Origin of the sequence: Microbacterium sp. NPDC058345 (assembly GCF_042723855.1) — a bacterium.
Taxonomy (GTDB): domain Bacteria; phylum Actinomycetota; class Actinomycetes; order Actinomycetales; family Microbacteriaceae; genus Microbacterium.
Genome location: NZ_JBHXIG010000001.1, coordinates 280,334 through 303,512 on the forward strand (window position 1 = coordinate 280,334; position 23,179 = coordinate 303,512).

At 66.7% G+C, this 23,179-nt stretch carries 31 protein-coding genes and 1 pseudogene; 10 read left to right on the forward strand and 22 right to left on the reverse strand.

Annotated elements, in window-relative coordinates; translation table 11 throughout:
* Window positions 1–15: 15 nt before the first annotated feature.
* Both ACFWH5_RS01460 and ACFWH5_RS01465 read left to right on the forward strand, forming a co-directional pair.
* On the forward strand, window positions 16–1,527 hold the full coding sequence (locus ACFWH5_RS01460; protein ID WP_378830951.1) for an aminopeptidase P family protein: 1,512 nt from the start codon (window positions 16–18) through the stop codon (window positions 1,525–1,527).
* A 115-nt stretch (window positions 1,528–1,642) separates the two neighbouring features.
* Window positions 1,643–2,317, forward strand: a complete 675-nt coding sequence (locus ACFWH5_RS01465) for a GntR family transcriptional regulator (protein WP_378830955.1) — start codon at window positions 1,643–1,645, stop codon at window positions 2,315–2,317.
* Between the two features lie 35 nt (window positions 2,318–2,352).
* On the opposite strand, the gene ACFWH5_RS01470 is transcribed toward ACFWH5_RS01465, so the two are convergent.
* Entirely contained in the window at window positions 2,353–2,895 is a 543-nt protein-coding gene (locus ACFWH5_RS01470) for a YaeQ family protein (protein WP_378830957.1), read from the reverse strand.
* Between the two features lie 38 nt (window positions 2,896–2,933).
* Complete coding sequence (locus ACFWH5_RS01475) at window positions 2,934–4,424, reverse strand: DHA2 family efflux MFS transporter permease subunit (protein ID WP_378830960.1); 1,491 nt, start codon at window positions 4,422–4,424, stop codon at window positions 2,934–2,936.
* Window positions 4,425–4,534: 110 nt separating this feature from the next.
* On the opposite strand from ACFWH5_RS01475, the gene ACFWH5_RS01480 reads away from it, so the two are divergent.
* Window positions 4,535–5,170, forward strand: coding sequence for a TetR family transcriptional regulator (locus ACFWH5_RS01480; protein ID WP_378830962.1), 636 nt, complete (start codon window positions 4,535–4,537; stop codon window positions 5,168–5,170).
* Between the two features lie 44 nt (window positions 5,171–5,214).
* Here the strand turns inward: ACFWH5_RS01480 and ACFWH5_RS01485 are convergent, their stop codons facing one another.
* The 11 genes from ACFWH5_RS01485 to ACFWH5_RS01535 all read right to left on the reverse strand — a co-directional run bounded on the left by ACFWH5_RS01485 (window position 5,215) and on the right by ACFWH5_RS01535 (window position 12,456).
* Complete coding sequence (locus ACFWH5_RS01485; RefSeq protein ID WP_378830964.1) at window positions 5,215–5,919, reverse strand: aspartate/glutamate racemase family protein; 705 nt, start codon at window positions 5,917–5,919, stop codon at window positions 5,215–5,217.
* Window positions 5,919–6,788 carry an alpha/beta fold hydrolase gene (locus tag ACFWH5_RS01490; protein WP_378830967.1) on the reverse strand — a complete coding sequence of 290 codons (870 nt, stop codon included), beginning with the start codon at window positions 6,786–6,788 and terminating at the stop codon, window positions 5,919–5,921. Before ACFWH5_RS01490 ends, ACFWH5_RS01485 begins: the two co-directional genes overlap by 1 nt.
* 96 nt (window positions 6,789–6,884) lie before the next feature.
* On the reverse strand, window positions 6,885–7,106 hold the full coding sequence (locus tag ACFWH5_RS01495; protein WP_378830969.1) for a hypothetical protein: 222 nt from the start codon (window positions 7,104–7,106) through the stop codon (window positions 6,885–6,887).
* A complete protein-coding gene (locus ACFWH5_RS01500; protein ID WP_378830971.1) occupies window positions 7,103–7,813 on the reverse strand; it encodes an RNA polymerase sigma factor in 711 nt (236 codons plus the stop codon). The genes ACFWH5_RS01495 and ACFWH5_RS01500 overlap by 4 nt, the downstream gene beginning before the upstream one ends.
* Window positions 7,770–8,246 carry a GNAT family N-acetyltransferase gene (locus ACFWH5_RS01505; RefSeq protein WP_378830973.1) on the reverse strand — a complete coding sequence of 159 codons (477 nt, stop codon included), beginning with the start codon at window positions 8,244–8,246 and terminating at the stop codon, window positions 7,770–7,772. Before ACFWH5_RS01505 ends, ACFWH5_RS01500 begins: the two co-directional genes overlap by 44 nt.
* Complete coding sequence (locus ACFWH5_RS01510) at window positions 8,243–9,049, reverse strand: GNAT family N-acetyltransferase (RefSeq protein WP_378830975.1); 807 nt, start codon at window positions 9,047–9,049, stop codon at window positions 8,243–8,245. Before ACFWH5_RS01510 ends, ACFWH5_RS01505 begins: the two co-directional genes overlap by 4 nt.
* Window positions 9,050–9,267: 218 nt before the next feature.
* Window positions 9,268–10,185, reverse strand: a complete 918-nt coding sequence (locus ACFWH5_RS01515) for an NADP-dependent oxidoreductase (protein WP_378830978.1) — start codon at window positions 10,183–10,185, stop codon at window positions 9,268–9,270.
* A 186-nt stretch (window positions 10,186–10,371) separates the two neighbouring features.
* Window positions 10,372–10,998 carry a TetR/AcrR family transcriptional regulator gene (locus tag ACFWH5_RS01520; RefSeq protein WP_378830980.1) on the reverse strand — a complete coding sequence of 209 codons (627 nt, stop codon included), beginning with the start codon at window positions 10,996–10,998 and terminating at the stop codon, window positions 10,372–10,374.
* Window positions 10,998–11,438, reverse strand: coding sequence for a hypothetical protein (locus ACFWH5_RS01525; protein ID WP_378830983.1), 441 nt, complete (start codon window positions 11,436–11,438; stop codon window positions 10,998–11,000). Before ACFWH5_RS01525 ends, ACFWH5_RS01520 begins: the two co-directional genes overlap by 1 nt.
* Window positions 11,439–11,503: 65 nt before the next feature.
* Window positions 11,504–12,001 (reverse strand): redoxin domain-containing protein, encoded by a 498-nt coding sequence (locus ACFWH5_RS01530; RefSeq protein ID WP_378830985.1) that lies wholly within the window; start codon window positions 11,999–12,001, stop codon window positions 11,504–11,506.
* 5 nt (window positions 12,002–12,006) lie between these two features.
* Window positions 12,007–12,456, reverse strand: a complete 450-nt coding sequence (locus ACFWH5_RS01535; RefSeq protein ID WP_378830988.1) for a DUF5709 domain-containing protein — start codon at window positions 12,454–12,456, stop codon at window positions 12,007–12,009.
* A gap of 210 nt (window positions 12,457–12,666) precedes the next feature.
* On the opposite strand from ACFWH5_RS01535, the gene ACFWH5_RS01540 reads away from it, so the two are divergent.
* Together ACFWH5_RS01540 and trxA are read left to right on the forward strand one after the other, a co-directional pair.
* A complete protein-coding gene (locus tag ACFWH5_RS01540; RefSeq protein WP_378830990.1) occupies window positions 12,667–13,068 on the forward strand; it encodes a GNAT family N-acetyltransferase in 402 nt (133 codons plus the stop codon).
* A 30-nt stretch (window positions 13,069–13,098) separates the two neighbouring features.
* On the forward strand, window positions 13,099–13,497 hold the full coding sequence (gene trxA / locus ACFWH5_RS01545; RefSeq protein ID WP_378830992.1) for a thioredoxin: 399 nt from the start codon (window positions 13,099–13,101) through the stop codon (window positions 13,495–13,497).
* A gap of 351 nt (window positions 13,498–13,848) precedes the next feature.
* Here the strand turns inward: trxA and ACFWH5_RS01550 are convergent, their stop codons facing one another.
* The 7 genes and pseudogenes from ACFWH5_RS01550 to ACFWH5_RS01580 all read right to left on the reverse strand — a co-directional run bounded on the left by ACFWH5_RS01550 (window position 13,849) and on the right by ACFWH5_RS01580 (window position 17,019).
* On the reverse strand, window positions 13,849–14,286 hold the full coding sequence (locus ACFWH5_RS01550; RefSeq protein ID WP_378833500.1) for a TetR family transcriptional regulator C-terminal domain-containing protein: 438 nt from the start codon (window positions 14,284–14,286) through the stop codon (window positions 13,849–13,851).
* A 9-nt stretch (window positions 14,287–14,295) separates the two neighbouring features.
* Window positions 14,296–14,589: pseudogene (locus tag ACFWH5_RS01555) on the reverse strand (TetR/AcrR family transcriptional regulator); the annotation flags it as partial.
* Complete coding sequence (locus ACFWH5_RS01560) at window positions 14,564–15,043, reverse strand: carboxymuconolactone decarboxylase family protein (protein WP_378830995.1); 480 nt, start codon at window positions 15,041–15,043, stop codon at window positions 14,564–14,566. The pseudogene ACFWH5_RS01555 and the gene ACFWH5_RS01560, both read right to left, overlap by 26 nt.
* Window positions 15,044–15,109: 66 nt before the next feature.
* Window positions 15,110–15,385, reverse strand: a complete 276-nt coding sequence (locus ACFWH5_RS01565; RefSeq protein ID WP_378830997.1) for a DUF6510 family protein — start codon at window positions 15,383–15,385, stop codon at window positions 15,110–15,112.
* Window positions 15,385–16,131, reverse strand: a complete 747-nt coding sequence (locus ACFWH5_RS01570; protein ID WP_378831000.1) for an FAD-binding oxidoreductase — start codon at window positions 16,129–16,131, stop codon at window positions 15,385–15,387. Before ACFWH5_RS01570 ends, ACFWH5_RS01565 begins: the two co-directional genes overlap by 1 nt.
* Window positions 16,107–16,688 (reverse strand): sulfite oxidase-like oxidoreductase, encoded by a 582-nt coding sequence (locus ACFWH5_RS01575; RefSeq protein ID WP_378831002.1) that lies wholly within the window; start codon window positions 16,686–16,688, stop codon window positions 16,107–16,109. Before ACFWH5_RS01575 ends, ACFWH5_RS01570 begins: the two co-directional genes overlap by 25 nt.
* Before the next feature lie 10 nt (window positions 16,689–16,698).
* Window positions 16,699–17,019, reverse strand: a complete 321-nt coding sequence (locus tag ACFWH5_RS01580) for a hypothetical protein (protein ID WP_378831004.1) — start codon at window positions 17,017–17,019, stop codon at window positions 16,699–16,701.
* A 368-nt stretch (window positions 17,020–17,387) separates the two neighbouring features.
* Here ACFWH5_RS01580 and ACFWH5_RS01585 point away from each other — a divergent pair, with 368 nt between their 5' ends.
* Genes ACFWH5_RS01585 through msrA form a run of 3 tightly spaced genes read left to right on the forward strand, consistent with a single transcriptional unit; the run spans window position 17,388 to window position 18,701 of the window.
* A complete protein-coding gene (locus tag ACFWH5_RS01585) occupies window positions 17,388–17,627 on the forward strand; it encodes a hypothetical protein (RefSeq protein WP_378831006.1) in 240 nt (79 codons plus the stop codon).
* A gap of 43 nt (window positions 17,628–17,670) precedes the next feature.
* Window positions 17,671–18,150, forward strand: a complete 480-nt coding sequence (msrB, locus tag ACFWH5_RS01590) for a peptide-methionine (R)-S-oxide reductase MsrB (protein WP_378831009.1) — start codon at window positions 17,671–17,673, stop codon at window positions 18,148–18,150.
* A complete protein-coding gene (gene msrA, locus ACFWH5_RS01595; RefSeq protein ID WP_378831011.1) occupies window positions 18,147–18,701 on the forward strand; it encodes a peptide-methionine (S)-S-oxide reductase MsrA in 555 nt (184 codons plus the stop codon). Before msrB ends, msrA begins: the two co-directional genes overlap by 4 nt.
* Before the next feature lie 140 nt (window positions 18,702–18,841).
* Here msrA and ACFWH5_RS01600 read toward each other — a convergent pair whose 3' ends face one another.
* Window positions 18,842–19,819, reverse strand: a complete 978-nt coding sequence (locus ACFWH5_RS01600; RefSeq protein ID WP_378831014.1) for a GNAT family N-acetyltransferase — start codon at window positions 19,817–19,819, stop codon at window positions 18,842–18,844.
* 35 nt (window positions 19,820–19,854) lie between these two features.
* Complete coding sequence (locus ACFWH5_RS01605; RefSeq protein WP_378831016.1) at window positions 19,855–20,760, reverse strand: ferritin-like domain-containing protein; 906 nt, start codon at window positions 20,758–20,760, stop codon at window positions 19,855–19,857.
* A 295-nt stretch (window positions 20,761–21,055) separates the two neighbouring features.
* On the opposite strand from ACFWH5_RS01605, the gene ACFWH5_RS01610 reads away from it, so the two are divergent.
* Both ACFWH5_RS01610 and ACFWH5_RS01615 read left to right on the forward strand, forming a co-directional pair.
* Window positions 21,056–22,162, forward strand: coding sequence for an alcohol dehydrogenase catalytic domain-containing protein (locus ACFWH5_RS01610; RefSeq protein WP_378831018.1), 1,107 nt, complete (start codon window positions 21,056–21,058; stop codon window positions 22,160–22,162).
* A 104-nt stretch (window positions 22,163–22,266) separates the two neighbouring features.
* Entirely contained in the window at window positions 22,267–23,166 is a 900-nt protein-coding gene (locus ACFWH5_RS01615; protein ID WP_378831020.1) for a fructose bisphosphate aldolase, read from the forward strand.
* Window positions 23,167–23,179 lie beyond the last annotated feature (13 nt).

Sequence of the window (23,179 nt, forward strand, 5' to 3'; positions counted from 1 at the left end):
TCGGGAGGTCGGGACATGAGCAGTGAGCATCGGCATCAGGGTGGATACGGGGACGTGGTCCACGTCGTCGACTGGGAGGGCGGCATCCCCAACGCGCGCGCCGCGGCGCACGACCCGCGGATGCCGTCGCTGGCGACGTCGCCGGGCTTCGTGGAATGGATGCGGGGCGGCTGGGGCGAGGCGGACCGCACCCCGCGCGTCGAGCCGGGAGCGGCGGATGCGGCACGCCGTCATCGTGAACTGCTCTCGTCGGCGATCCCCGGCGAGACCCTGGTCGTCCTCGCCGGGCGCGCGCAGGCGCGGCTGAACGACTCCTTCTTCGACTTCCGCGCGCACAGCGACTTCCTGTGGCTGATCGGGATCGGCGTGGAGGACGGTGTGGTCGTGCTCACTCCAGCCGGAGGCGGTCACGATGCGACCCTCTACCTCACCCCGCCGGCGCGTCCCGGTGCGGCGGCGTTTCACGCCGACCCCGCCCATGGCGAGCTCTGGGTGGGACCGCTCGCGGGCACCGCGGAGCTCTCGGCCGCGCTCGGTCTGCGCGTGCGATCCCTCGAGGAACTCGAGGTGCCGGACGGCGCGCTGATCGCGGGGCATCCGGTCGTCGGAGCGGGCACCGGCGCGAAGCTCGGCGGCCGCGTGCGCTCTGCCGCTCTCGCGCGCACGCTGTCGGCGCTGCGCATGGAGAAGGATGCATGGGAGCTGGCGGAACTGCGTTCCGCGGTGCAGCACACGGTCGACGGCTTCGCCGCGGTGCGCCGCGAGATCCCGACGGCCGTCGACTTCGGCGGCGAGCGCTGGCTGCAGGGCACCTTCGACCGCCATGCGCGAACGGTCGGTCAGGCCCCCGGCTACGCGAGCATCGTGGGCTCGGGCGCCAATGCGCCGATCCTGCATTGGGTCCGCGCGGAAGGCGCGGTCGACCCCGAGGCGCTGCTGCTTCTGGACATGGGCGTGGAGAACCGCAGCGGATACACCGCTGACGTCACGCGCACGCTTCCCGCGAGCGGCCGGTTCACCACCGCGCAGCGCGAGGTGCACGACCTGGTGGAGCGGGCGCACCGCGCCGGGCTGGCCGCCGTGGCGCCGGGCCGGGACTGGCGGGACTTCCACACCGCGTGCATGGAGGTGCTGGCACGCGGCCTCTCGGACTGGGGGATGCTGCCGGTGTCGGTCGATGAAGCCCTGTCGGCGGCGGGCCAGCAGCACCGCCGCTACATCGTGTGCGGGGTCGGCCACCACCTCGGTCTCGATGTGCACGACTGCGGTGCGGCGTCGTACGAGCAGTACTTCCAGACGACCATGCGCCCCGGGATGGCTTTGACCGTGGAGCCGGGCCTGTATTTCCACGCCTGGGATGAGACGGTACCGCCCGAGCTGCGCGGCATCGGGGTGCGCATCGAGGACGACCTCGTCGTCACGGCCGACGGGCATGAGGTGCTCAGCTCGGGCCTGCCCATCGACGCAGCGGGGCTGGAGCACTGGATGGCATCCGTCATGTCCACGGCGAAGGGACACGGACACTGAACGACTCACAGGCGCGACGGCGCGGCGCTGTCACGGACGGGCATCGTCGAGTACTGTCATTGGACAGTGCCATGCCGCATTGCACAGATGATTTTCTTCGGATCGGCTCACGCTCATGACTCTTCCCTCCCTCGTCACCCCGCTGCAGCCGGTGATGAATCTTCGGGAGCGCGTCGAGGTGGCGCTCGAGGCCGCGATCCGCTCGGGCGAGATGCCCCCGGGTGAGCTGTTCTCGGCCCCGGCGCTCGCCGCGCGTTTCAACGTATCGGCGACACCCGTGCGCGAGGCCATGCTGAATCTCGAGAAGCTCGGCTTCGTCGAGGCGGTGCGCAACAAGGGCTTCCGCGTCACGATGGTGCGCGACGAGGACGTGGAGAACATCGTCGCGGTGCGACGACTGCTCGAGCCGCCGGTCATGCGCGACCTCGCCGGGTCGATTCCGGCAGACGCCTACGCCGATCTGCGCGCGCGGGCGCAGGCCATCGTCGAGGGAGCGGCGAGCGGCGACCTCGCATCGTATCTGGAGGCCGACCGCGCGTTCCACGAGGCGGTCAACTCGTTCAGCGGGAACCCGCGGCTGACCAGCCTGATCACGCATCTGCGCCGCGAGACCCGCATGCCGGGCCTGGCCGGGATGCTGGCCACCGAAGAACTGTCGAAGTCCGCCGCTGAGCACCACGAGCTGCTCGACCTGCTCGAGGCGGGAGAGGGCGAGGATGCCGAGCGGCTCATGCACCGGCACATCGGCCATGTCATCGGCTGGTGGGCGGGGCGGTCGGAGAACGCCTGAGCGGGCCGAACCGACGGGCGGCGGGCTGGTCGGCCTCAGCCCTGAACGGCCTGCTCGTGCAGCGCTGAACTCAGGTGCGTGCCGTTGATCTCGAGGTAGACCTGACGCTCGGTGACCGAGACGCTGACGGTGTTGCGTCGCGCGAGAGCGCCGGCCGCGTCGTCGATGAATCCGGCGTCGAAGCTGCGCAGCGGGATCCGCCCGGCCTCGTGGATCGTCTTGCCCGCCCATTGCAGCGTCACCTTCGCGGGATCGCGGTGCGTGTAGACGACGGTGCGGTCGGCGAGCTTGCTGCCGAAGTGCAGCCTCGCGGCATCCGGAGCCCCCACCTCGATCCACGCGATGACGCGACCGGTGAGGTCGCGCACCAGCACCGCAGGCTCATCGACCGAGGAGATGCCGGCCGTGAAGGCGATGCCCTCCTCGAGCTCGAGGCAGTACGCGAGCAGGCGCGTGACCATGTAGGCGTCCGTCTCGGACGGATGCCGCGCGACACGCAACGAGAACTCCTGGTAGACACCGCGGTCGACGTCCGCCAGGTTCACATCGAAGGTGTGGATCGTCGCGCCTGCTGCCATGAGTGTCGAGCTTACGGGGTCCGCGAGCGCGCGCGGCGTCAGTGGTGAGGCGTCGGGTTCGGCTCCTCGGCGGCGGCCGGGCGCCGGACGAAGAGCGTCAGGACGACGGCGGCCGAGGCGACGCACGCGCCGAGCAGGAACGCCGCGTGCACGCCTTCGCCGGTTGCGGTGACGGCATCCGCGCCCGCGGCGAGCGCCTCGGCGGATCCGACCGACATCAGCGTGACGAACAGCGCCGTGCCTGCCGCGCCCGCGACCTGCTGCAGGGTGCTGGTCATCGCGCTGCCGTGCGAGTACAGATGCCGAGGCAGCGAGCCGAGCGCCGAGGTGAGCAGCGGCGTGAAGACGAAGCCGAGTCCGAGGTTGAGCGCGACGTGCACCGCGATGATCCACCCGATCGAGCTGTGCGCATCGAACGTGGCCATCCCCCAGAGGGCACCGGCCGCGACGACCATACCGGGAAGAACCAGCGGCCGCGGGCCATATCGGTCGAACAGCGATCCGACGATGGGTGCGATGACGCCCATCAGGATGCCGCCGGGCAGCAGCATCAGGCCGACGGCGAGCGTGTCGAGCGGCAGGACCTGCTGCAGGTAGATCGGCAGCAGGATCAGCGAGCCGAAGAGGGCGGCCATCACGACGACGACCAGCACCACGGCCAGCGAGAACGAGCCCGAGGTGAAGGTGCGCAGGTCGAGCAGCGCGGAGTCGGTCTTCTGCAGGTGCAGCTGCCGCATGACGAAGACCGCGAGCGACGCGGCGCCGACGACGAGGGGGATCCAGACGGGGACGGGCGCGTGACCCGACGCGGATTCGCCGATCGAGCTGAGCCCGAAGATGATCCCGCCGAAGCCGAGGGCGGAGAGCACGACGGAGAGAGCGTCGAAGCGCGCGTGCCGAGTCTCGGTGATGTTGCGCACCCAGACCGCCCCGAGTGCGAGCGCGATGACCGCGATGGGCAGCACCAGCCAGAACATCCAGCGCCAGTCGAGCGCGGCAAGGATCACGCCGGAGACGGTCGGGCCCACGGCAGGGGCGACGGCGATGACGATGGAGATGACGCCCATCATGCGACCACGGTGCGTGGCGGGCACGACGTTGAGCACGGTGGTGAACAGCAGCGGCATCATGATCGCCGTGCCCGAGGCCTGCACCACGCGCCCGGCGAGCAGCACCTCGAATCCGGGCGCCACCGCCGCGATCAGCGTGCCGGCCGCGAACAGCGACATCGCGGTGATGAAGAGCGAGCGCAGCGGGAACCTCGCCAGCAGGAAACCGGTCAGGGGGATGACGATCGCCATCGTCGGCAGGAACCCGGTGGTCAGCCACTGCGCCGTCGCGGCGGTGATGTCGAGATCGACCATGAGTCGCGGCAGCGCGACGCCCATGATCGTCTCGTTCAGGATGACGACGAACGCCGAGGCGACGAGGAGCGCGATGACCGAACCGGCGCGGGCGGGGAGGACGGCGTCCGTCGGGGCGCTGCCCGTCGGGACGGGGGCGGTGGCCGGGTTCTTCTCGAGAGTCACGAAGGTGCTTTCTGTTCTGGGTGCGTGGGTCGCAGGACAGGCACACCGGTGGGCCGCGTTCAGTATATGGCAGAAACTGTCACTTCGGCAGACAGTGCGAGAATGGCGTGGTGACAGGATCACCGAGTTCGGCGGCATCCCCCGCACCGGGACTGCGAGAACGTCGCCGCCGGGAGACACGGCGGGAGCTCGCGGCCGCCGCCCTCGAGCTGTTCGAGCAGAAGGGCCTGCATCACACCACGACCGACGAGATCGCCGAGGCGGCGGGCATCTCGTCGCGAACGTTCTTCCGCTATGCCGAGACCAAGGAGCACGCGCTCTTCGCCGACGATGATGGTTTCGACATCCTCGTCGCGCGCGTGCGCGATGCACTCGCCCGTGGCGTCGACGTCATCAGCGCCATCGAACAGGCGCATCTCGATCTGCTCGACGACTTCGACCGCGAGCCCGCGGACCGTCAATCCCGCGTCCTGAGGGTGCGACGACTGGTCATCGCGGAGCCGAGTCTCCTCGCCCTCGCCCTCGCGTCGGATGCCGAGCATGCGCGCGTGCTGCTCGAGCTCGTGCTCACCGCGAATGCGGCGATCAGCGAGTTCGAGGCGCGCACCGTCCTGACCGCGATGGGAACGACGCTGCGCCTGAGCTTCGACGAATGGGTGATCAGCGCAGAGCGCGGCGAGCGCGTCTCGGTGCGGTCGATGTACGAGCGGGTGCTCACCAGGCTCAGAACGTACTTCGCGGGCTGACCCGCGTACGCCCGCGGCGGCGACGGGTGCGTCCCGCGGGTGATTCACGCGGCCGGCACGCCCACCCCGGCCGCCCGGAGCGCTGCATCCACATGCAGCGCCGTCGTGGGGAACACCGGAACCGGCGCGTCGGCCGACGAGACGAGCAACTCGATCTCCGTGCAGCCGAGGATGATGCCCTCGGCCCCGCGCGCCACGAGCCGTTCGATGACGTGACGGTAGAGCTCCCGCGACTCCGGCCGGATGACCCCGTGCACGAGCTCGTCGTAGATCACCCGGTGAACGTCGGCGCGATCATCGGCATCGGGGGTGAGCACACTGATCTCTCGCGCTTCCAGCCGCTCGCGGTAGAAGGGACGCTCCATCGTGAACGCCGTGCCCAGCAGGCCGACCCGTCGCAGACCAGAGCCGATCACGGCATCCGCCGTGGTGTCGGCGATGTGCAGGAAGGGGATGCTGATCGCCTGCTCGATGCGGTCGGCGACGAGATGCATGGTGTTGGTGCAGAGCACGATCAGGTCTGCACCGGCGGACTCGAGGCGGGCGGCGCGCTCCGCGAGCAGGGCTCCCGCCGCCGGCCAGTCGTCCGCCGCCTGAAGGGCTTCGATCTCGGCGAAGTCGAGTGAATCGAGCAGGACGCGCGCGGAGTGATGTCCGCCGAGCTGATCGCGCACGCGCTCGTTCGCCAGCCGGTACCACTCGAGCGACGACTCCCAGCTCATGCCGCCCAGCACTCCGATGGTCTTCATCACCGCGGATTCTCCAGCACCTCGCGGAGTCTGGCGGCGAAGGCCTCGGGCTGACCCGCGTAGCCGAACTCCCCGCCCATGAACCCACCGTGGTGACTCGGGAACACGGTCGCCTGCTGCCCGAGCTGCTCCGCCAGGGCGGTCGCGGTTCGACCGGTGTACACCTTCAGCGACTCCTCACCGACCGCGATCACGATCCGAGTCGGTGCCGCCTTCAACGCCTCCAGGTCGGGCCGGTAGAGGGGCACGGCCCATGACGCATCGGACAGCAGCGGGTCGGAGCGTACGCCGTCGTCCTCGGCCGGCATCCCGAACGCCGCCGGGTCGGGAGCGGGCTGGGCGAGGAACTCCTCCGTGATCTCGCCTTCCCACGCGGTCATCGCCACGAACGCCGCCATGCCGGCGCCCCAACCCTTCTCGCGGTACACCCGGGTGTACGCCTCTCGGGCACGCTGGACGGCATCCGCGTCGGGCAGCACGGCGTCGATCGGCGGCTCGTGCGCGACGAGGGTCGCGACATCCGTGGGGTGCGCGGTGATCAGGGCGAGCGCGGTCACCGCGCCCCCACTGCTGGCGAACATGTCCACAGGGCCGGCTCCGAGCGCCTCGATGAGCGCGTGCACGTCCTCGGCCTGAGTCTCCGGCTCGTTCGTGACGCGCCCGTCCTTGCGGACGCTCCGCCCGAGCCCCCGCGGGTCGTAGGTCACCACGGTGCGATCCTCGAGCAGCCTCACCTGCGCCTGGAATCCGCTCGCGTCCATCGGCTGACCGATCATGAGCAGCGGCGGACGCCCATCGACGGTCGGCAGCGGGCCGTGCAGGTCATAGACCAGATCGACCTCCGGCAGATCGAGCGTGTGCTGCACCATGGAATGCCTTCCCGTCACGGACCGATTCCCTCGGATGCTATGACGCGCGCTGCCGATCGCGCTAGGGCGGGCTGTCGAGTGGGCGGAGGAGCGTTCTTACGTTTCGTCTTGTACCGCGGCGAGCAGGCCTCGTACGTCTTCGGCGCATGGTTCACAGGCCTTCAGGTGCGCTGCCATTCCGGGATACCTCTCGATGGGGTCCAAGCCCTCGGCGAGAAGATCGACGTAGACATGCATGATGCCCATGGCTTCGTCGCATCCAACGTCGCGGGGATCAGTGGCGAGGAACTGCTCGAACTGCTGCCACCAATCGGTCATGCCTTCTCCATCTTCGCCGTACGACGACCTTCTCGAGCTCCCGGAGGCACCGCGTCCAGATAACCATGAGCGGTCAAGTGGTCGCGGATCTTACGTCGAGCGTCGAAGATGATCTTATAGATCGCGCCCAGGCTCGTGGCCGTCTCCGCCGCGAGGACGTCTGTGGAGATGCCATTGACGACAGACGCGACGAAGAAGCGGCGCTGACGATCTGTGAGGCTCTCGTCGACGGCCCGCCGTACCGCTGCGATCAGGTCGGCGTGCTGAGTCATCGCGAGCGGGTCATCACCGAAGTTGGCCGGGAGCCGGTCCCATTCCTCAGCATCGAGGGAGACCTGCGGCTTGTTCGATGGGTGACGGGAGACCTTGTTCGCCACTTCGATCACACCGAAGCGATACACCCAGGTCGTGAACCGGCTCTCACCGCGAAACGTCTCAAGCTTGCTCAGCACCGCGAGCAGCGCGTCGTCTGCGGCCTGATGCGCGACGTCGTCCAGCTCCGGTCCCCCGAGGCGCACCAACGACGCGCGACGGTAGGCCTCTTTCATGCACACCTTCAGCAGCATGGCGTGCAGACGAGACAGCGCGGCGTCGCGTCGGGAGCCGACGTCTCGCAGCTCACTCAGCCACGCATCGGAATCCGCATCCATGGATCCGCCCCCGTCAGACGACGTCATGTTCGAAGGCACGAAGGTGGTGTTCGTCACCGTCCAGCGCCGCGGAATCAGAGGGCGGATACGCGCCGGCACCGGGGTGCATCCTGTCGATCAGGTCGAGGTACTGCGGGTTGCGGGCGATGAACTCCCCGACGACCGGACAGATGATCGTGATCTTCTTGCCGGTGCCGCGGATCTCGTCGAGCACGCGCGCGATGAGCTCCGTCGCGACTCGGCGATTGCGATAGGCCTGGTTCACCCAGGTCGACAGGAGCACGACCCTCCCACCGACGAATCGGTAGGTGAGTTCACCGATCGCGTCGGCGCCGAGCGCGACGATCCAGCGTCCTCGTTCAGGGTCATTGATGATGTCGAGCTCGAAATCGGATTCGATGTCGCTGCGTGCGGAGGTGTGCAATGCCGCGATCAGCGCAGAGTTGGACTTGTTGCGACTCGCCTCTTCGGTTTCGACGGTGGCTGTCATGAGTGGGCTCTCTGCTCGGGGCTTTCCGGATCGGTGGCGGCCTGCACTCTGCGGTAGATGCCGGGATGGTCGCGGTCGATGACGTCGGCATAGTCCGCGTGGCTCTCGATGAAGGTGGCGACGACCGGACAGTAGTTGGTGATCGTCTTGCGGTTGGCACGGACGTCGTCAAGAGCGGCGCGGATCAGGTCGGTCGCGATGCCCTGTCCGCGGAACTCGGGAAACACCGACACAGCGAGGAGCGCGATGCGGTCATCGCCGACGAGGTTGTAGGTGACGCCTCCCACTTCCCGGTCACCGACGAGCGCCTCGTAGATACCAGCGCGTTCATCGTTGACGACCCGAAGATCGACGGCACGTTCACCGGCTGCATCAGCGTTCGCATCGGCGAGGACGGCCTGTTGTATCGCCCTGACCTGCTTCGGGCTGCTCGTGTTGTCGGGATTCTTCAGTTCGCATCGCGCCAGGGAGGTAACGGGATGGGCCTGGGCGTAGTCCGGCCGTTCTTTCTGACGCTTCTGATGCGCGCCTTCACCGCCGTTGCGGCCACCGTACGGCCGCCCGTGATCGGCGAACTCATCGCGTGCGTACACCAGCCGCCAGGGTCCCGCGGTGAACTGCGCCCCGGTTCGCAAGGTGGCGTCGGGACCGTGGCTCGAGTCGCCTTTCCCGACCATCTCGAGGACGTACTCGTCTCCGAGGTCGTGCTTGATCTTGGCGTGCAGCGGATCGGTGTCGCGAAGGAGGAGATCGGCATCCTCTGCCGATCCGACGTGCGTGACCTCACAGTCGATCTCGTGCACGAACCTGTCGTTCTCACTCGCGACCAGCAGCCGTGGATGGCCGGCGCCCCAGTCCGCGTGCGTGGTGGTCGGGTGATAGCCGGCCGACGTCGGTTCAGGGTCGGACATGATGCCTCTCCTTCGTTCCTATCGATGGGTGTGATACGGCGAGCGCTTATCCCACGCCCACCTGGCAGCGGCCGGTCTTGACCGCTCTGCGACGGGGCGAGATGCGATCATCACGGTCGCACCCGGATGATCGTCTTGCCCTTGATGCGCCCCGTTGGGTTCAACGCATCGCTCGCCTCCTCCAGGCTCGCGATGTGACCGATGTTCGTGCGCAGCCGCCCGTCGCGAACGCGAGTGACGATCTCGCCGAGCTGGTCGCGGTCTGCTTCGACGACGAAGTCGACCGCCAAGCCCTCCTTCGGATGCGCCTCAGGCGGACCGGCGATGCTCACGAGCATTCCGCCGGCGCGGACGATGGCTGCCGAGCGCTTGCCGATCTCTCCGCCGATCACATCGAACACCAAGTCCACGCCTCCGGCGTCCTCCAGCGCATCGCTGTCGAGATCGAGGAACTCCTGGGCACCGAAGTCGAGCGCGATCGCCCGGTCCGCAGCACGGCCGGTGGCGATGACGTACGCACCAGCCTCCTTTGCGAGCTGGGTGACGACGGACCCGACACCGCCCGCCGCTCCGTGCACCAGCACCGTCTGACCAGACTCGAAGCGCCCGTGAACGAAAAGCCCTTGCCATGCCGTCAGGCCGGATATCGGAAGACTCGCGCCCACGGTGAAGTCGACGTCGCCGGGAAGGGGCGCGAGGTTTCGGGACTCGACGACCACGGACTCTGCGAGCGTGCCATCTCGATCCCACGCGGTGAGCCCGAACACGCGCTGACCGATCGTCAGACCTCGGGTTCCGTATCCGAGAGCCGTGACGATTCCGGCCACCTCGTGGCCGGGAATCGACGGAGTGCGGTCGCGCCCCTGATGATCCACCCACGTTCCGGGCCACGTGAGCTCCCCCGGAGTGAATCCTGAGGCGTGGACCTCGACGAGGGCATCGTTGCCGCCCACGACAGGATCCGGCCGCTCGACCAGGGCCATCCCGGCCGTCCCGGCCGACTCGTCCGTCACCACGATCGCTTTCATCTGGCACCTCCTTGTCGCCAACGCCGTCTCATGCGGGACGGTCTTTCCCCTGCGCTGAGTGAGACGTCGTGTGGCATCCGAGTTCCGCCAGGATCAACTCTGATCTTATCTCAAATATGGACCGAAAAGTCCAGATATTTCCTTCGGATTGCCCTTTGCGTCGAGGTGGCCGCCAGGCCGGCTTCGCTATCGCGGGGACAGACTCTCGATGTGCGCCAGTGCCATGGTGATCGAGGTATTCATCGGGGCCACATCGTGAGCGGTCTGCGCGAGCAGGTATCCGCCCTGGACGGCCCCCATCAAGCCTGTCGCCAGCTGTGTCACCGAGGCGTCCGCTGACAGTGCGCCGCCGTCCTTGAGCCTTTGCAACACTCCCTCGAGCAGGTCCTGCCACTCTCCGAACAGCCGAGCCAGCGTTTGGCGCGCGACATCGTCGTGGTCAGCCACATCCGAAGCCAGCGACCCGAGCGCGCACCCGTACGCACCGTGTCTGAGCGCGTTGTTCTGCAGGAGGGCGTCGCGCCATCTCTTCAACCCGGCCATCGTCGACACGTGACTGAGCGCATCTCGTTCGCGCTGCAGCACCCGCTCACCCGTGAGTTCGATGACAGCGCGGACGAGCATGCTCTTGCCTGTGAAGTGGTGATACAGCTGAGACTTGCTGACGCCGCTCGCTGCGACCACCTCGTCGAGAGTCGTCGTGCCGACACCGCGCACGTACATCAGGTCGGCCGCCGCCGCGACGATCTTGGCGCGCGTCTTGGCGCCACGCGCCGTCAGGCGTTTCACGGCGGACGCAGGCACGGAAGTCATCACCCCACTATGGTACCGACGGCCCTGTTCTTCACTCCGACGGCTGCCGACTCGGAATGCCGAAACAGCGGTGCGATCGCGAGCTCAACGGAGATCTCGAGGGGACCGGGGTCATCCGTGAGACGGCTGAGGATCGAACCTCCGTACAGGGCGGCGAGGATCGAGACGGCCAGCTGACGAGCGTCGATCTCGGCGCACGTCTCGGGGTCGGAGTACACGACGCGGGCGAGCGTGGCCGCGATCAGATCCTGCCATCGCTGCAGGAACGCCGTGCGCTCTTGTGGATCTCCCACCGGCCGCAGGACCTTCGCGTAGGCGGAGTCCGCGGTCGTCGCCCTTTCGATCAGACGATGTCGCCATCCGTCGAATGTCGTCTTGTCCGTCACCGCGGCAAGGGCGGTCACCTCCTCGGCGAGAACTCCCGCGAAGGCTGCATTCATCGTTCACTCCTCACACTCCGAAGCGTGCGCATGCCCACACTCCACACTGGACGGCTTGGTCCAGTCTATGGTTTCCGAGCCGCACGGTCTCGATCGTCTTGTGCATCCCGCAGGAGCTCGAGGATGTCGTCGGGCAGCAGCTGTCCGATCGCGCCGCAGGAGTACACGCTGACGACCACGTCCCCTTCCGGGTCGATCACGAAGCCCGTGGACTGCAGCTGCGGCGGTTCAAGCGTGACGAAGGCATCGGTGCGGTCACGGATCTCGGATGGGTCAGCGCTGTGCGCCACGGCATAGGCAAGGCCGTACTTCGATCTGAGCGCTTCGGTCGTGGCTTCGTCATCCGTCGACAGGACGATCACCGAGATCCCCGCCTTCTCGAAACGTCCTTGCGACCGTTGAAACGCGCGCAGTTGCTCGACGCACGGTCGACATGAGGCGCCGCGCGAGAACAGCACCACCCCGTAGGTGCCGGCGAACACGTCCGGCACGGTCACGTCCTCACTGCCCGCCACACGCATGACGATCTGAGGGAAGCGGTCACCCGCATGCAACAGAGCCATGGACGTCACCGACCGTCGTCGACGACGACGTGGATCGCGGCCTCTTCAGCGGACGCCGCGGCCCCATCGATGCCCACGTCCCTGGCCCAGTAGTCAGCCTGCGGATCGAGGCTGCTCGTATCCGCCAACACCAATCGCCCGGCGCGCACCGACCCCACCTGATCATCCAGGAGTTCCCCGTCGGTGTCCCATGCGTCCCCGAGGCCGTCACCCGGGTCGTCATCCGTGATGTCCGGCAGCTCGCGAGCAAGCCGTTTCGCGAGAGGCTCGTGACCGCGCGCTTCTCGCTCCGTGAGACCCCAGGACAGGTTGCCGGAGCGATATTCCAGCGGCGAATAGCCTTCATCTTCCAGCGCGCCTTCATCGAACTCGTCCGAGTCGAGACTTTCCTCCACGGGCAGCAACCCGAGTTCGTCTGCTGCGGTGTATTCGATCGCATCGTCGTTGCCGGACATGATGCCGCCTTCCTGTCAGTGTGCATGGTTAGCGCCTTCACGCCGCCTCGCCTTACCTCGAGGGATCGGGCATCCCCGGCTCCACCGCGACCTGCGACCTTCGCGCGCCGACGTAAGACCGGGGAGCGAGCTGTCGCTCACCATGTGATGACCGTTCGATACCGCGGGCGCGTGACCGCTGGAACCATCGATCGCGACAAGGAGCACGTCATGACCGACACCCCACTGATGGTCGTCCTGACCGAGGACGATGCCGCAGAAGCCGCCCAGGAAACCAAGCCGGCTGAGGACGCTGCTGCATCCCGGCTGGTGATCTCCGACGATCGAGACGCGGGAGTCTTCGAGGGCATGCTGGAGGGCACCACCGCGGCGGGTGCCGTGTACACGCGATCGGGGAAACGCATCACGCTGCTGGCCACCTCGGTCTTCCCCCAGTTCCGCGGCCGGGGTATCGCCGCGGCGCTGCTGGCCGGGATCTTCGACGAGATCCGGGCGAACGGCGACACCGTCACCATCACCTGTCCGTTCGCGGCGCGCTTCGTCGCCGAGCATCCCGAGTATGCCGACGTCATCGACACCGGCCTGCCCGGGGTGCCGCGCCGCCAGCACTGACCCGAACCCCAATGCCACGAGGAGGACACCATGACCACCATTGAACTGACCGACGAGAACTTCGAAGACACGATCAAAGGCAACGAGATCGTGCTCGTGGATTTCTGGGCGACGTGGTGCGGCCCCTGCCGACAGTTCGCCCCGATCTTCGAGCAGTCTGCTGTGTCCAACCCTGACATCGTCCACGGCAAACTCGACACCGAGGCCGCGCAGCGAGTCGCGACGATGGCGCGGATCACTGCCATCCCGACGCTGATGGCGTTCCGCGAGGGGATCGTCGTCTTCAATCAGGCCGGTGCGCTTTCGGCCCCCGCGCTCGCGCAGATCATCGAGTCGATCCGTGGCCTGGACATGAAGGACGTCCATGCGCACATCGCCCAGGCGCACGCGTCTGCTCAACCCGAGTCTCCTGAGGCTGCGTCGGCGTGACGGATCCTCGCCCCGGCGAAGATCCGGCAGGGACGCCAGACCGACCTGAACCGGAACTCACCCATGCGCACGCCGGCGCCGAGCTCGAGATGCTGATCGCCGCGATCCCGGAAGGCTGGTCCCGCACCAGCATCGATGATCACCCCTGGGCTGTGACGCGGCGAAGCCGCGCCGGCGGGAAGGTGATCTCGTTGGAGGCCGAGCGGCTCGGCGCCGCGGAGTCCCTCGGCGCCAATATCTGGATCACGTCGAACGGAGCGATCCTGAGGCCGTGTGAGATTCCGCCGGAAACCGTGCTGCGGTTCCTGCGAACCGCAGCACGGACGATGGCTTCCTCACGTGCGGAAGCGGTCAGGGCGCGGCACGTTGTGGGCGAACCAGCAGACGGAGATACTCGATAGACACGTCGATGGCCGATGCCATCGGAGTGATGTCACCCGCCGTGCGTGCCAGCAGGTAGCCACCCTGGACGGCCGCGATGAAGCTGGTGGCGATCCGGACGATATCGGCATCCGCGGGAATCAACCCGCGGTCGCGGAAGCGCCGCAGGAGTGCTTCGAACAGCCCCCTCCAGTCGCGGAACACGTCATCGAGCTTCTGGCGCGCGAGCTCATCCTGATCGGATACGTCGACGACGAGCGCGCCGAGCGAGCACCCGATGCGGCAGCGACGCGCTGCGTTGGCAGCGAGCATGGCGTCTCGCCACCGCTGAAGACCCTCGAAGCTGTCCACCTTGCCGAGCCGCTCACGCTCGACTGCCATCGTCTGGTCGCCGACGAGATCGATCACAGCGCGCACCAGGGCGGACTTGTCCTCGAAGTGCCGATACAGCTGGGACTTGCTCACGGCGGAGACCGCGATGACCTCATCGAGGGTCGTGCGACCGGCTCCCTGTAGCTGAATGAGTTCCGTCGCGGCCTCCACGATTCGCACTCGTGTGATCGCTCCGCGCCTCGTCAATCGCTGGACGGGAACCGCCTGGTCCGCCCTGTCGCCGGTACTCAACGTCTCATCGACCTTTGCGAACATTCCAGCGGATGCGAACAGGTCTTCTGATCCATGCTCGTCAATCTCCTCCGGCGCCGCCCGCATCGGCGGGCACGGCACCTTGGGCGAGCTTCAGCCTGGTCCAGACGTTCATGTTGATCACCACGGACGCGATCTCCGCGATGCCCCTCGCATCGAAGAGTTCTGTCATCCGCGCGTGCGCATGCGAGAACGCCCTTTGGTCGAACGTCGTCAACGCCTCCGCATACGCGAGCGCCGCAGCTTCCTGCAGGGTGAACATCGTGCTCTCTCGCCAACTCGTCAGGTGCGCGATCTTGGCGTCACTCAGCCCGATCTCGTGTGCGACCCTGGTGTGCAGGATGAGGCAGTACGAGCACGGGTTGAGCTGTGCGACACGGAGCCTGAGCAACTGAGCGAGAACACGATCCACCGTCAGTTCCGCCGTATAGCCGGCGGCCGCGGCCATCTGCCTGGCGATGTCGTGGATTCCGGTCAGGTCCGGATCGAATCGGGTGTTGATGAAGCGCACATCGTCCATGCGCTGCCCCTCTCATGAGAACGTCCGCAGCAGCGAGGAGCCGTGCGGTCCCGCCGTTCGGTCGGTTCAGCCGGCAGGACGTGCGGCGGGTCCGGCGACCTGCATCCAGGTCAGGCCGCGCATGTCCAGATACGTCCGGCCCGGCCTCTCCACGATGACGACGAGGACCGCGTCACAGTTGCGGCAGCGGACCACGAAACCCATCGTCCCGCCGTAGACCATCGCCTGAGCGAGCGTTGCGACATCCGCACAGGCGGCGCATCGCCCGCTTGCGGCGGTCGCGTCGAAAGCGAACAGGTCAGCGGCCGCGCCCGCGAGCACGTTGCCGTCGAGATGGCTCATCAGCTGCCTCCGAATCGTTCGGTGCGGATGTCGTCCGGCGCATGCCCGAGACTTGTCAGCATGCGGGCGGCCGCTTCCACGAACCCCGTAGGCCCGCAGATATAGGTGAGAGGCTTCCTCTCGGGCGGCATCGCTTTCACCCGCAGGTCATCGACCGTCAGCCGGCCTGGTCGGTTCGGCCATCCGGATGGCGCAGTGCGCGTGTAGTGCCACGTGGTGACCGTGGGCGCAGTCTCACTGATCAGCTCGTCCCGGTACAGCGCGTCGTCAAGAGAACGCAGCGAGTACAGCAGTTGCATCGGTGCTGTGCTGCGTGCGTCTGCGTGCGCCCGTATCATGGCGACCAGAGGAACGACCCCGGAGCCGCCGGCGATCAGCTGCACCGGCCGATCCTGATCGGGGCGCCAGACGAACCATCTGCCGAGCGGCCCGCGTAGCTCCGCAACATCACCGAGATCGAGCTCGTCAACGAGAAAAGGCGACACCTCCCCATCGGGAAGGCGTTCCACGGCGATCTCGATCCGATCATCCTGACCGGATGCGGCGAGAGAGTAGGAGCGGACGGCCTGATATCCGTCGGGAGCGGTGAGACGGATGTCGACATGCTGGCCGGCATCGTTACCGGGCCACCCCGGCACGGTGAACGTGAGGCTCCGGGCTGACGCGGTCAGCGAACGGGCCAGCGCGAGTCGTCCACGTCGCCAGCCGAAGTCGGCACCGCTCACGAGTAGCGTTCCTCCCGCCACGGGTCTCCGTGCAGGTGGTAGCCGTACTGCTCCCAGAAGCCCGGCTTATCGTCGCTCTGCATCACCAGCCCACGCACCCATTTCGCACTCTTCCAGAAATACAGATGCGGAACCAGCAACCGCGCGGGCCCACCATGCTCTGGATCGAGCGGAGCGCCATCGTACTCATAGGCGATCCATGCCTGCCCCTCGAGGATGTCTTCGAGCGGGAGATTGGTCGTATATCCCCCATAGGAGTGGGCCATTGCGAAGTCGAAGCTGGTCTCGACGTCCGCGAACAGTGTGTCCAGTGAGACGCCTCGCCAGCTGGTGCCGAGCTTGGACCAGCTGGTGACGCAGTGGATGTCCGTCGTGATCTCTTCCGACGGCAGCGCCAGAAACTGCTCCCAGGACCATCTGCGAGTGTCCCCGGTCTCCGTGTGGATGAAGAACTCCCAGTTCTGCGGTGCTATCGACGGCGTGGGACCGGCCGAGAGCACGGGGAACGACTCGGTCAAGTGCTGCCCCGGCGGCAAAGCCGGATCATCATTACGCCGTCTACCTCCGAAAACAGCCATGGTGTCTCCTTCACACTCTCGCGTATCGGCCGACGGAGATCGTGCCCCGAGCGAGCTCGACGAACCGGACGCCGACCGTCTCGCCTTCATCGATGACCCACGACACGTCGTACTCCGCACGATACGACGGTGGCCAGAACGACCAGAACCGACCCTTTTCGTCCACGCCCCACTCGCCGGAGGTCGTCGCGCCGTTCCGCTCGGTGAATGTCGTACGTCCGTCGGCCGTGAAGACCTGGGCGGTTCCATCGGTGTACGCGAACGGCGCCCGTGTCAAAGCTTCGACGACGGCATCGGGAGCGATCCGATCACCGTCCTCGCGCGCGCTCACGGGCGGTTTCGTATGGTTCTCAGACACATCGGCTCCTGTAGATCGGACGGCTGCATTGGATCCGTGGACGCATCGCCGTCGCCTTGCCCTTGTCGTGTCCGCGGCGTGTTCCCTTCCTACCGCAAATAGGACCCTCGCGTCCAGTACCGATCGTCGCTCCGACGAACAGGGAATGGTCGTCGTCCACAGCCCGCCGTCCTTCGGATCGACGATCGCGTACCACCGGACGACACCGTCGCATGTGCCCCGAGCCGCCATCGTCTCGCGCGCCCGACGTAAGTTCCGCCGTTGCCCCACCGCTAACGGTTGTGCGGACGGGAAAGCCCGGCCGGCAACGGATTGATCAACCGGACGGGAGAGCAGAGCGCATGACCCAGCGCTGGACGCAATTCGATCAACGTCCTGGCACGAATCCGCTCGACGCCGAATGTGCCAGGACGTTGGCCGTTCTGCACGTCTATGTCGACCTGCTTCGTCTGGGGGTCGATGCGCCCGCACGTCACCCCCGCGCGGCGGCGCATGTCGTCGCCTGCGATTCCTGCGGGCGGATACTCCAGGGGATCGCGACTGCCGTGCGAGAGCACGACATGCGCTCCTCAGATCTGTGAGAACAGAGTGCCTCACCCGGCGACGACAACAAAGGAGAGAATCATGTCGCAGAAGTATCGCAAGACCCCCGAGGCTGTCAGCCGCCTCACCGAGAATCAATTCCACGTCACGCAAGAAGATCGGACGGAACCGGCATTCCGCAACGAGTACTGGGATCACCACGAGGACGGCATCTACGTCGATGTCGTTTCCGGACAGCCGTTGTTCTCGTCCCTCGACAAGTTCGACAGCGGCACTGGATGGCCCAGCTTCACCAGGCCGATCGTCGCGGATGCGGTGGTGACCAAGACGGATATGTCGTACGGGATGCTCCGCACCGAGGCTCGCTCGTCTGGCGCCGACAGCCACCTCGGACATGTCTTCTCGGACGGCCCAGCCAACGGTGGCGGGGAGCGGTACTGCATGAATTCGGCGGCGCTGCGATTCGTCCCCGTCTCCGAACTGGAAGCACAAGGGTACGGAGAATTCACGCCCCTCTTCGAGACCATCGAAAAGACGATCACTGCGGAGAAGGCATCATGACCAGCGGAATTCACGACACCGGACAGATCACTCACGACCCCGGCACCGAGACGGCAGTACTGGCGGGCGGCTGCTTCTGGGGGTTGGAGGATCTCATCCGCCGCCAGCCGGGCGTACTGGACACGCGCGTCGGCTACACGGGCGGTGAGAACGACCATGCCACGTATCGGAATCACCCCGGGCACGCGGAGGCCGTCGAGATCGTCTTCGATCCGACTCAGACGACTTACCGGGACATCCTCGCCTTCTTCTTCCAGGTGCATGACCCCTCCACGATGAATCGGCAAGGCAACGACATCGGCAGCAGCTACCGTTCCGCGATCTTCCCGCTCACCCCCGAGCAGGAAGAAGTCGCCCGGGACACGATCGCCGACGTCGACGCCTCCGGGTTGTGGCCGGGCAAGGCGGTCACGACGATCGAGCCCAGTGGCCCGTTCTGGGAGGCCGAACCGGAGCATCAGGATTATCTGATCACCTACCCGAACGGTTACACCTGCCACTTCGTGCGCCCCGACTGGGTGCTGCCCAAGCGCACAGCGACGCCATCCTGAAGCCGGCCGGGGTGTCCTCGCTCCTGGACACCCCGGCTTTCGGGTTCACATAGAAGTGGAGAGCTCGAAGAGATGTCGCCGGCTGGGCTGTCATCGTCCGGCGAGCACTGCTCGACGGGAGCGGTCCGGATGCGACCGGGTCACCGTGCCGAGGCGCCGGTGTCCGCGGCTCCGTACAGTCGGCCGATGAACTCCAGTGACCAGCTTCGGTCCGCGTTGTAACGATGCCAGTTCAGGCGAACGATCTCGGACGAGTGATCTGCACCGTCGAGCGTCGATCGGGAGATGACCGAGCTCTCGTACGCGAGCACCTCGTCGATGGACAGGATGCGACGGCGCAGCCCATCGGCGAGCTCCGCGGGGGTCAGGACCCGGATGAAGTACAACAGCGGCAAGAGGTTGAACGGCTCGAAGGACTGCACCGTCAACAGTCGAAGCAGGAGCTGGTGAAGCTGATCGCGCCCCTGCTGTGTACAGCGCAGACGTACCTCCCCCGAGTTCTGGGCCTCCTGCTCGATGGCTCCGGAATCCGCGAGCACGCGAATCTGACGTTCGATCGACTCGTCGGGGAACGTCGCCCACCGGCGCACTTCCCATTCTCGGAGCATTTCGGCGACGCCGGCCATCGCCAGCGGACCGCGAAAGGCGATCGCGCCCAGCACCATGATCTGCGCGACGCCATCGCCGCGCGCACCGTCGGCCTCCATGGTCGCGGAACCGTCGCGTTCGGCGGTTGGCGCCGCAGACACGTCGCTCCTGGAAGCACCGTGCGCAGTTCCCGAGATACCCGAGCCGGGATGTACGGGATCCACGAGGTCGAAGTAGCCCGGGTGACGAGCGATGACGTCGCCGATGAACGGACAGATGACCGTGATCTTCTTGCCCGTGGTCTGGATGTGGTCGAGCGCGTCGATCGCGAGTCTTGTCGCGAGCCCCTGGTGGCGGTGATCGGTGTCGACGTGAGTCGATATGAGCACGAAGCGATTGCCAGCGAACTGGTACGTGAGGGCACCGACTGTTCTGTCGCCGACCTTGGCCGCCCATCGATTCCGATCTGGCTCCTGCACCAGAAGTACGTCTGCATTCACGTGTGCGACTCCCGTGTCGTTCGATGCCATGGTCAGCAGCCCTTCTTCGTTCGCACCCGGCCGCGTCAGGCCAGACCCGTTCCGGCGGTGATGTCGCCGTTGAGACCGTCGGGGTAGAAGCCGCCCGATGTGCCGGCGTCAGCTGACAGGTACACGATGTTGAGGATCTGCTGTGGCGTACGTCCGAAGGTGCGCCCGAACTCGTCGGTGGGGATGAGGTTCGCTTCGACGGCCGTGCCGATACCCTGATCGTCGTCTTCCGAGCCGCTGACCGCGTTGCGCACCGCGGAGACCTTGCTGATGGCGTCGAACACCGAATCGTCTGCGAGGCCCTCGCTGAACAACGTCGCGCGCACGATACCTGCGTGGTAGGCCTCGGTCGCGAGGAGACCAGCGGCAGCGTTGAGGTAGGTCTTGTTCGTGATGAACGGCGCGGCGCCCTTGAACGCCGTGACCCCGACGTCCTCGAACAGGAACGCGGCGAAGAGGAAGTTGCGCTCGTTCGCAAAGGCGTCGAACACCTCACCGGCCCGGATGAGGCCGGCCGCGGTGGCGGCCGCCGTGAAGCTCTCATCGAGCGAGATCCGCGGGCGGGCCGCCGCCGATTCGCCAAGCGCACTGCGGAGGAAGGCGACATGCTGCTTCTCGTCAGAGGCGATCTCGCGCGCGATGTTCCGAACCAGGGTGCTCTCGAAGTTCACCTTGCGTCCACCGGTGACCTCGCCGTAGACACCTGTGCCGCCGATCATGTCACTGGGGAGTCCTTCGCCAGTGGCCGCCCGGAGGTAGAACTCGGCCTCGAGGTACTCCAGGTTGAGGGCGAAGTTCAGGATCGAACCGTCGCTGGGTCCGGCTGCATCGCCGGCCTTGCCGCCAGCGGTCTCCGCGACCATACCGGCCAGCGCGTCGCGATCCGCGGCGGTCTCCGCACTGTTGTTCACCGCATCGTTGAGGAACTGATTGTCGGACATCTCGACTCCTGATCTGAAGGGGACTCGGCACAGGATGTGCCGGCCGGCACAGGATGTGCCGGCCCGGTCAGTTGTACGCGTCGGTACGCGGGTGGTCCTTACCGTGATCGGCAGATTCCGCCTGGTCCGCGTGGTCGCGGTCGCGGCGACCGGCGGGCGCGTCGCCGCAGAAAGTCTCAGCTGACGAGTAAGCCACGGGCTCGAGTCGTACGCGAACCCTCTGACTGCATCACATCCGCGTCATGGGCGAGCAGCCATGGCGCCCACACCCCTAACCGAAAGGAAGCAGGACCCTGTGGACCTCGCCACGCTCATGAACCCGCACCTCGGCCGCTGTCTCGACACGATCATCATGACCACCCGCGCGGAGATTCCCGAGGGGCACGTCGGCGCCGTGTTCGACAGGGAACGGGGGGCGGTGAGCGACTCGTACGGCCTTGTCACGGGCACCGCTGCCGCGCGGCGGACGAGGACACGACAGGAGCGCGTCATGATCGGACTCGGAGTACGCGTTCCTGGTGGACCGTTGGAGATTCTGCGCCTGCCGGCCCCTCGTCATCCCGGCCGCGGTGAACTCACCATGGATGTGATCGCCGCAGGCATCGGCCCTTGGGACGCATTGCTGCACACCGGCGGATGGGACGTCGATCTCGAACCGCCCGGGGCACTGGGGGTCGAAGGCGTCGGCCAGATCAGCGAAACCGGGCCCGGGGAGACCGAATACCGTGTCGGCGACGTCGTGATGGTCCACGAGGCTCCCCTCCCTGGTGGCAGCGGCACCTGGGCGGAAAAGGTCCTGGTGCGCTCCACAAGCGTCGCGCTCGTGCCGGCGGGCCTGCCGACGGCGACCGCCGCAGCGCTCCCGGTTGCCGGACTCACGGCGTTGCAGTCACTCGACGACCTTCAGGTCGGTGCCGGGACGCGACTGCTGGTCGTCGGAGCATCCGGCCCCACGGCATCCCTCGCTGTGCAGCTCGCGCACCACCGTGGCGCCGAGGTCGTTGCCGGAGCCGGACCGGATCACGCGAATCGCCTGCGCGCTTTCGGTGCCAGCGAGGTCGTCGACACTCATGTCGACGGCTGGGCGGGACGGATGCATCGATGCTTCGACGCTGTTCTCATCGCCGCAACGGGAACCGCCGAAGCCGCCCTCACCGTGATCTCCGACGGCGGGCGCCTCACCTCGATCACCCTGGATGCGCCGCAGCCGACGCGAGGAATCACCACGAACAACCTCTACGTGCGGCCGGACGGGCGCGCGCTCGACGACCTGGCCGCACTCGCGGCCTCGGGGGCTCTGCGACTCGACGTGCGGGTCACATCCGTTCAGGACGGAATTCCGATCGCAGACGAGGTCGCGGCCGGACGTTCCGGAGGCGTCAAGCACGTGCTCGAGCTTTGAGCTCCGGCCCGGTACCGCGTGATCGCCAACCCCTTGGATCCGAGCTCAACCCAGCCTGTCATTATTGGACTATCTCGTCTACTCTGCCCGACGCCGACTTCCCCATGGAGCACCTCATGATCAATGCCGAACAGATGCAGCGATTCGTCACCGGGCGGGGATTCATCGCCGCGCTGGACCAGTCGGGGGGTTCCACGCCGAAGGCCCTCGCGCTTTACGGCGTCGACGAGTCGCAGTATTCGAGCGAGCGAGAGATGTTCGACCTCATCCACGCCGCTCGCAGCCGAATCGTCACGAGCGCCGTGTTCACCTCCGACCGAGTCCTCGGGGCCATCCTGTTCGAGGGCACCCTCGACCGCCAGATCGACGGCCACGATGCGGCGGGCTACCTGTGGTCACAGAAGCGGATCCTTCCGTTCCTCAAGATCGACAAGGGGTTGATGGACGAACGAGATGGTGCGCAGCTCATGAGAGACATCCCCGGTCTTTCAGAAACGCTCGCGCGCGCCGCCGCGCAAGGCGTGTTCGGCACGAAGGAACGATCGTTGATCCACTCTGCCGACGACGCGGGGATCGCCCGCGCCGTCGAGCAGCAGGTGGAGCTGGCCCAAGAGGTGCTCGATGCAGGATTGCTTCCGATCCTCGAACCCGAGGTGAGCATCGGCGCGGATGACAAGGAGCGCGCTGAAAGGCTGCTCAACACGGCGCTGCTCGAGCGACTTACCTGGCTGGGCGACCAGAAGGTCGCTGTCAAGGTGACGATTCCCAGCGTGGACGGGTTCTACGGGGAACTCATCGAACACCCGAACGTGGCTCGCGTCGTGGCGCTCTCCGGCGGATATCACCGCGCCGAAGCCAACGAGCGACTGGCCCGCAACCCGGGCCTCATCGCCAGCTTCAGTCGTGCCCTGCTGGACGGGCTGACCGCTGCACAGAGTCCCGACGAGTTCGACCGCACCCTCGACGCATCGATCGAGACGATCTACCGAGCCTCGATCGCCTGACCCGGTGGACGTG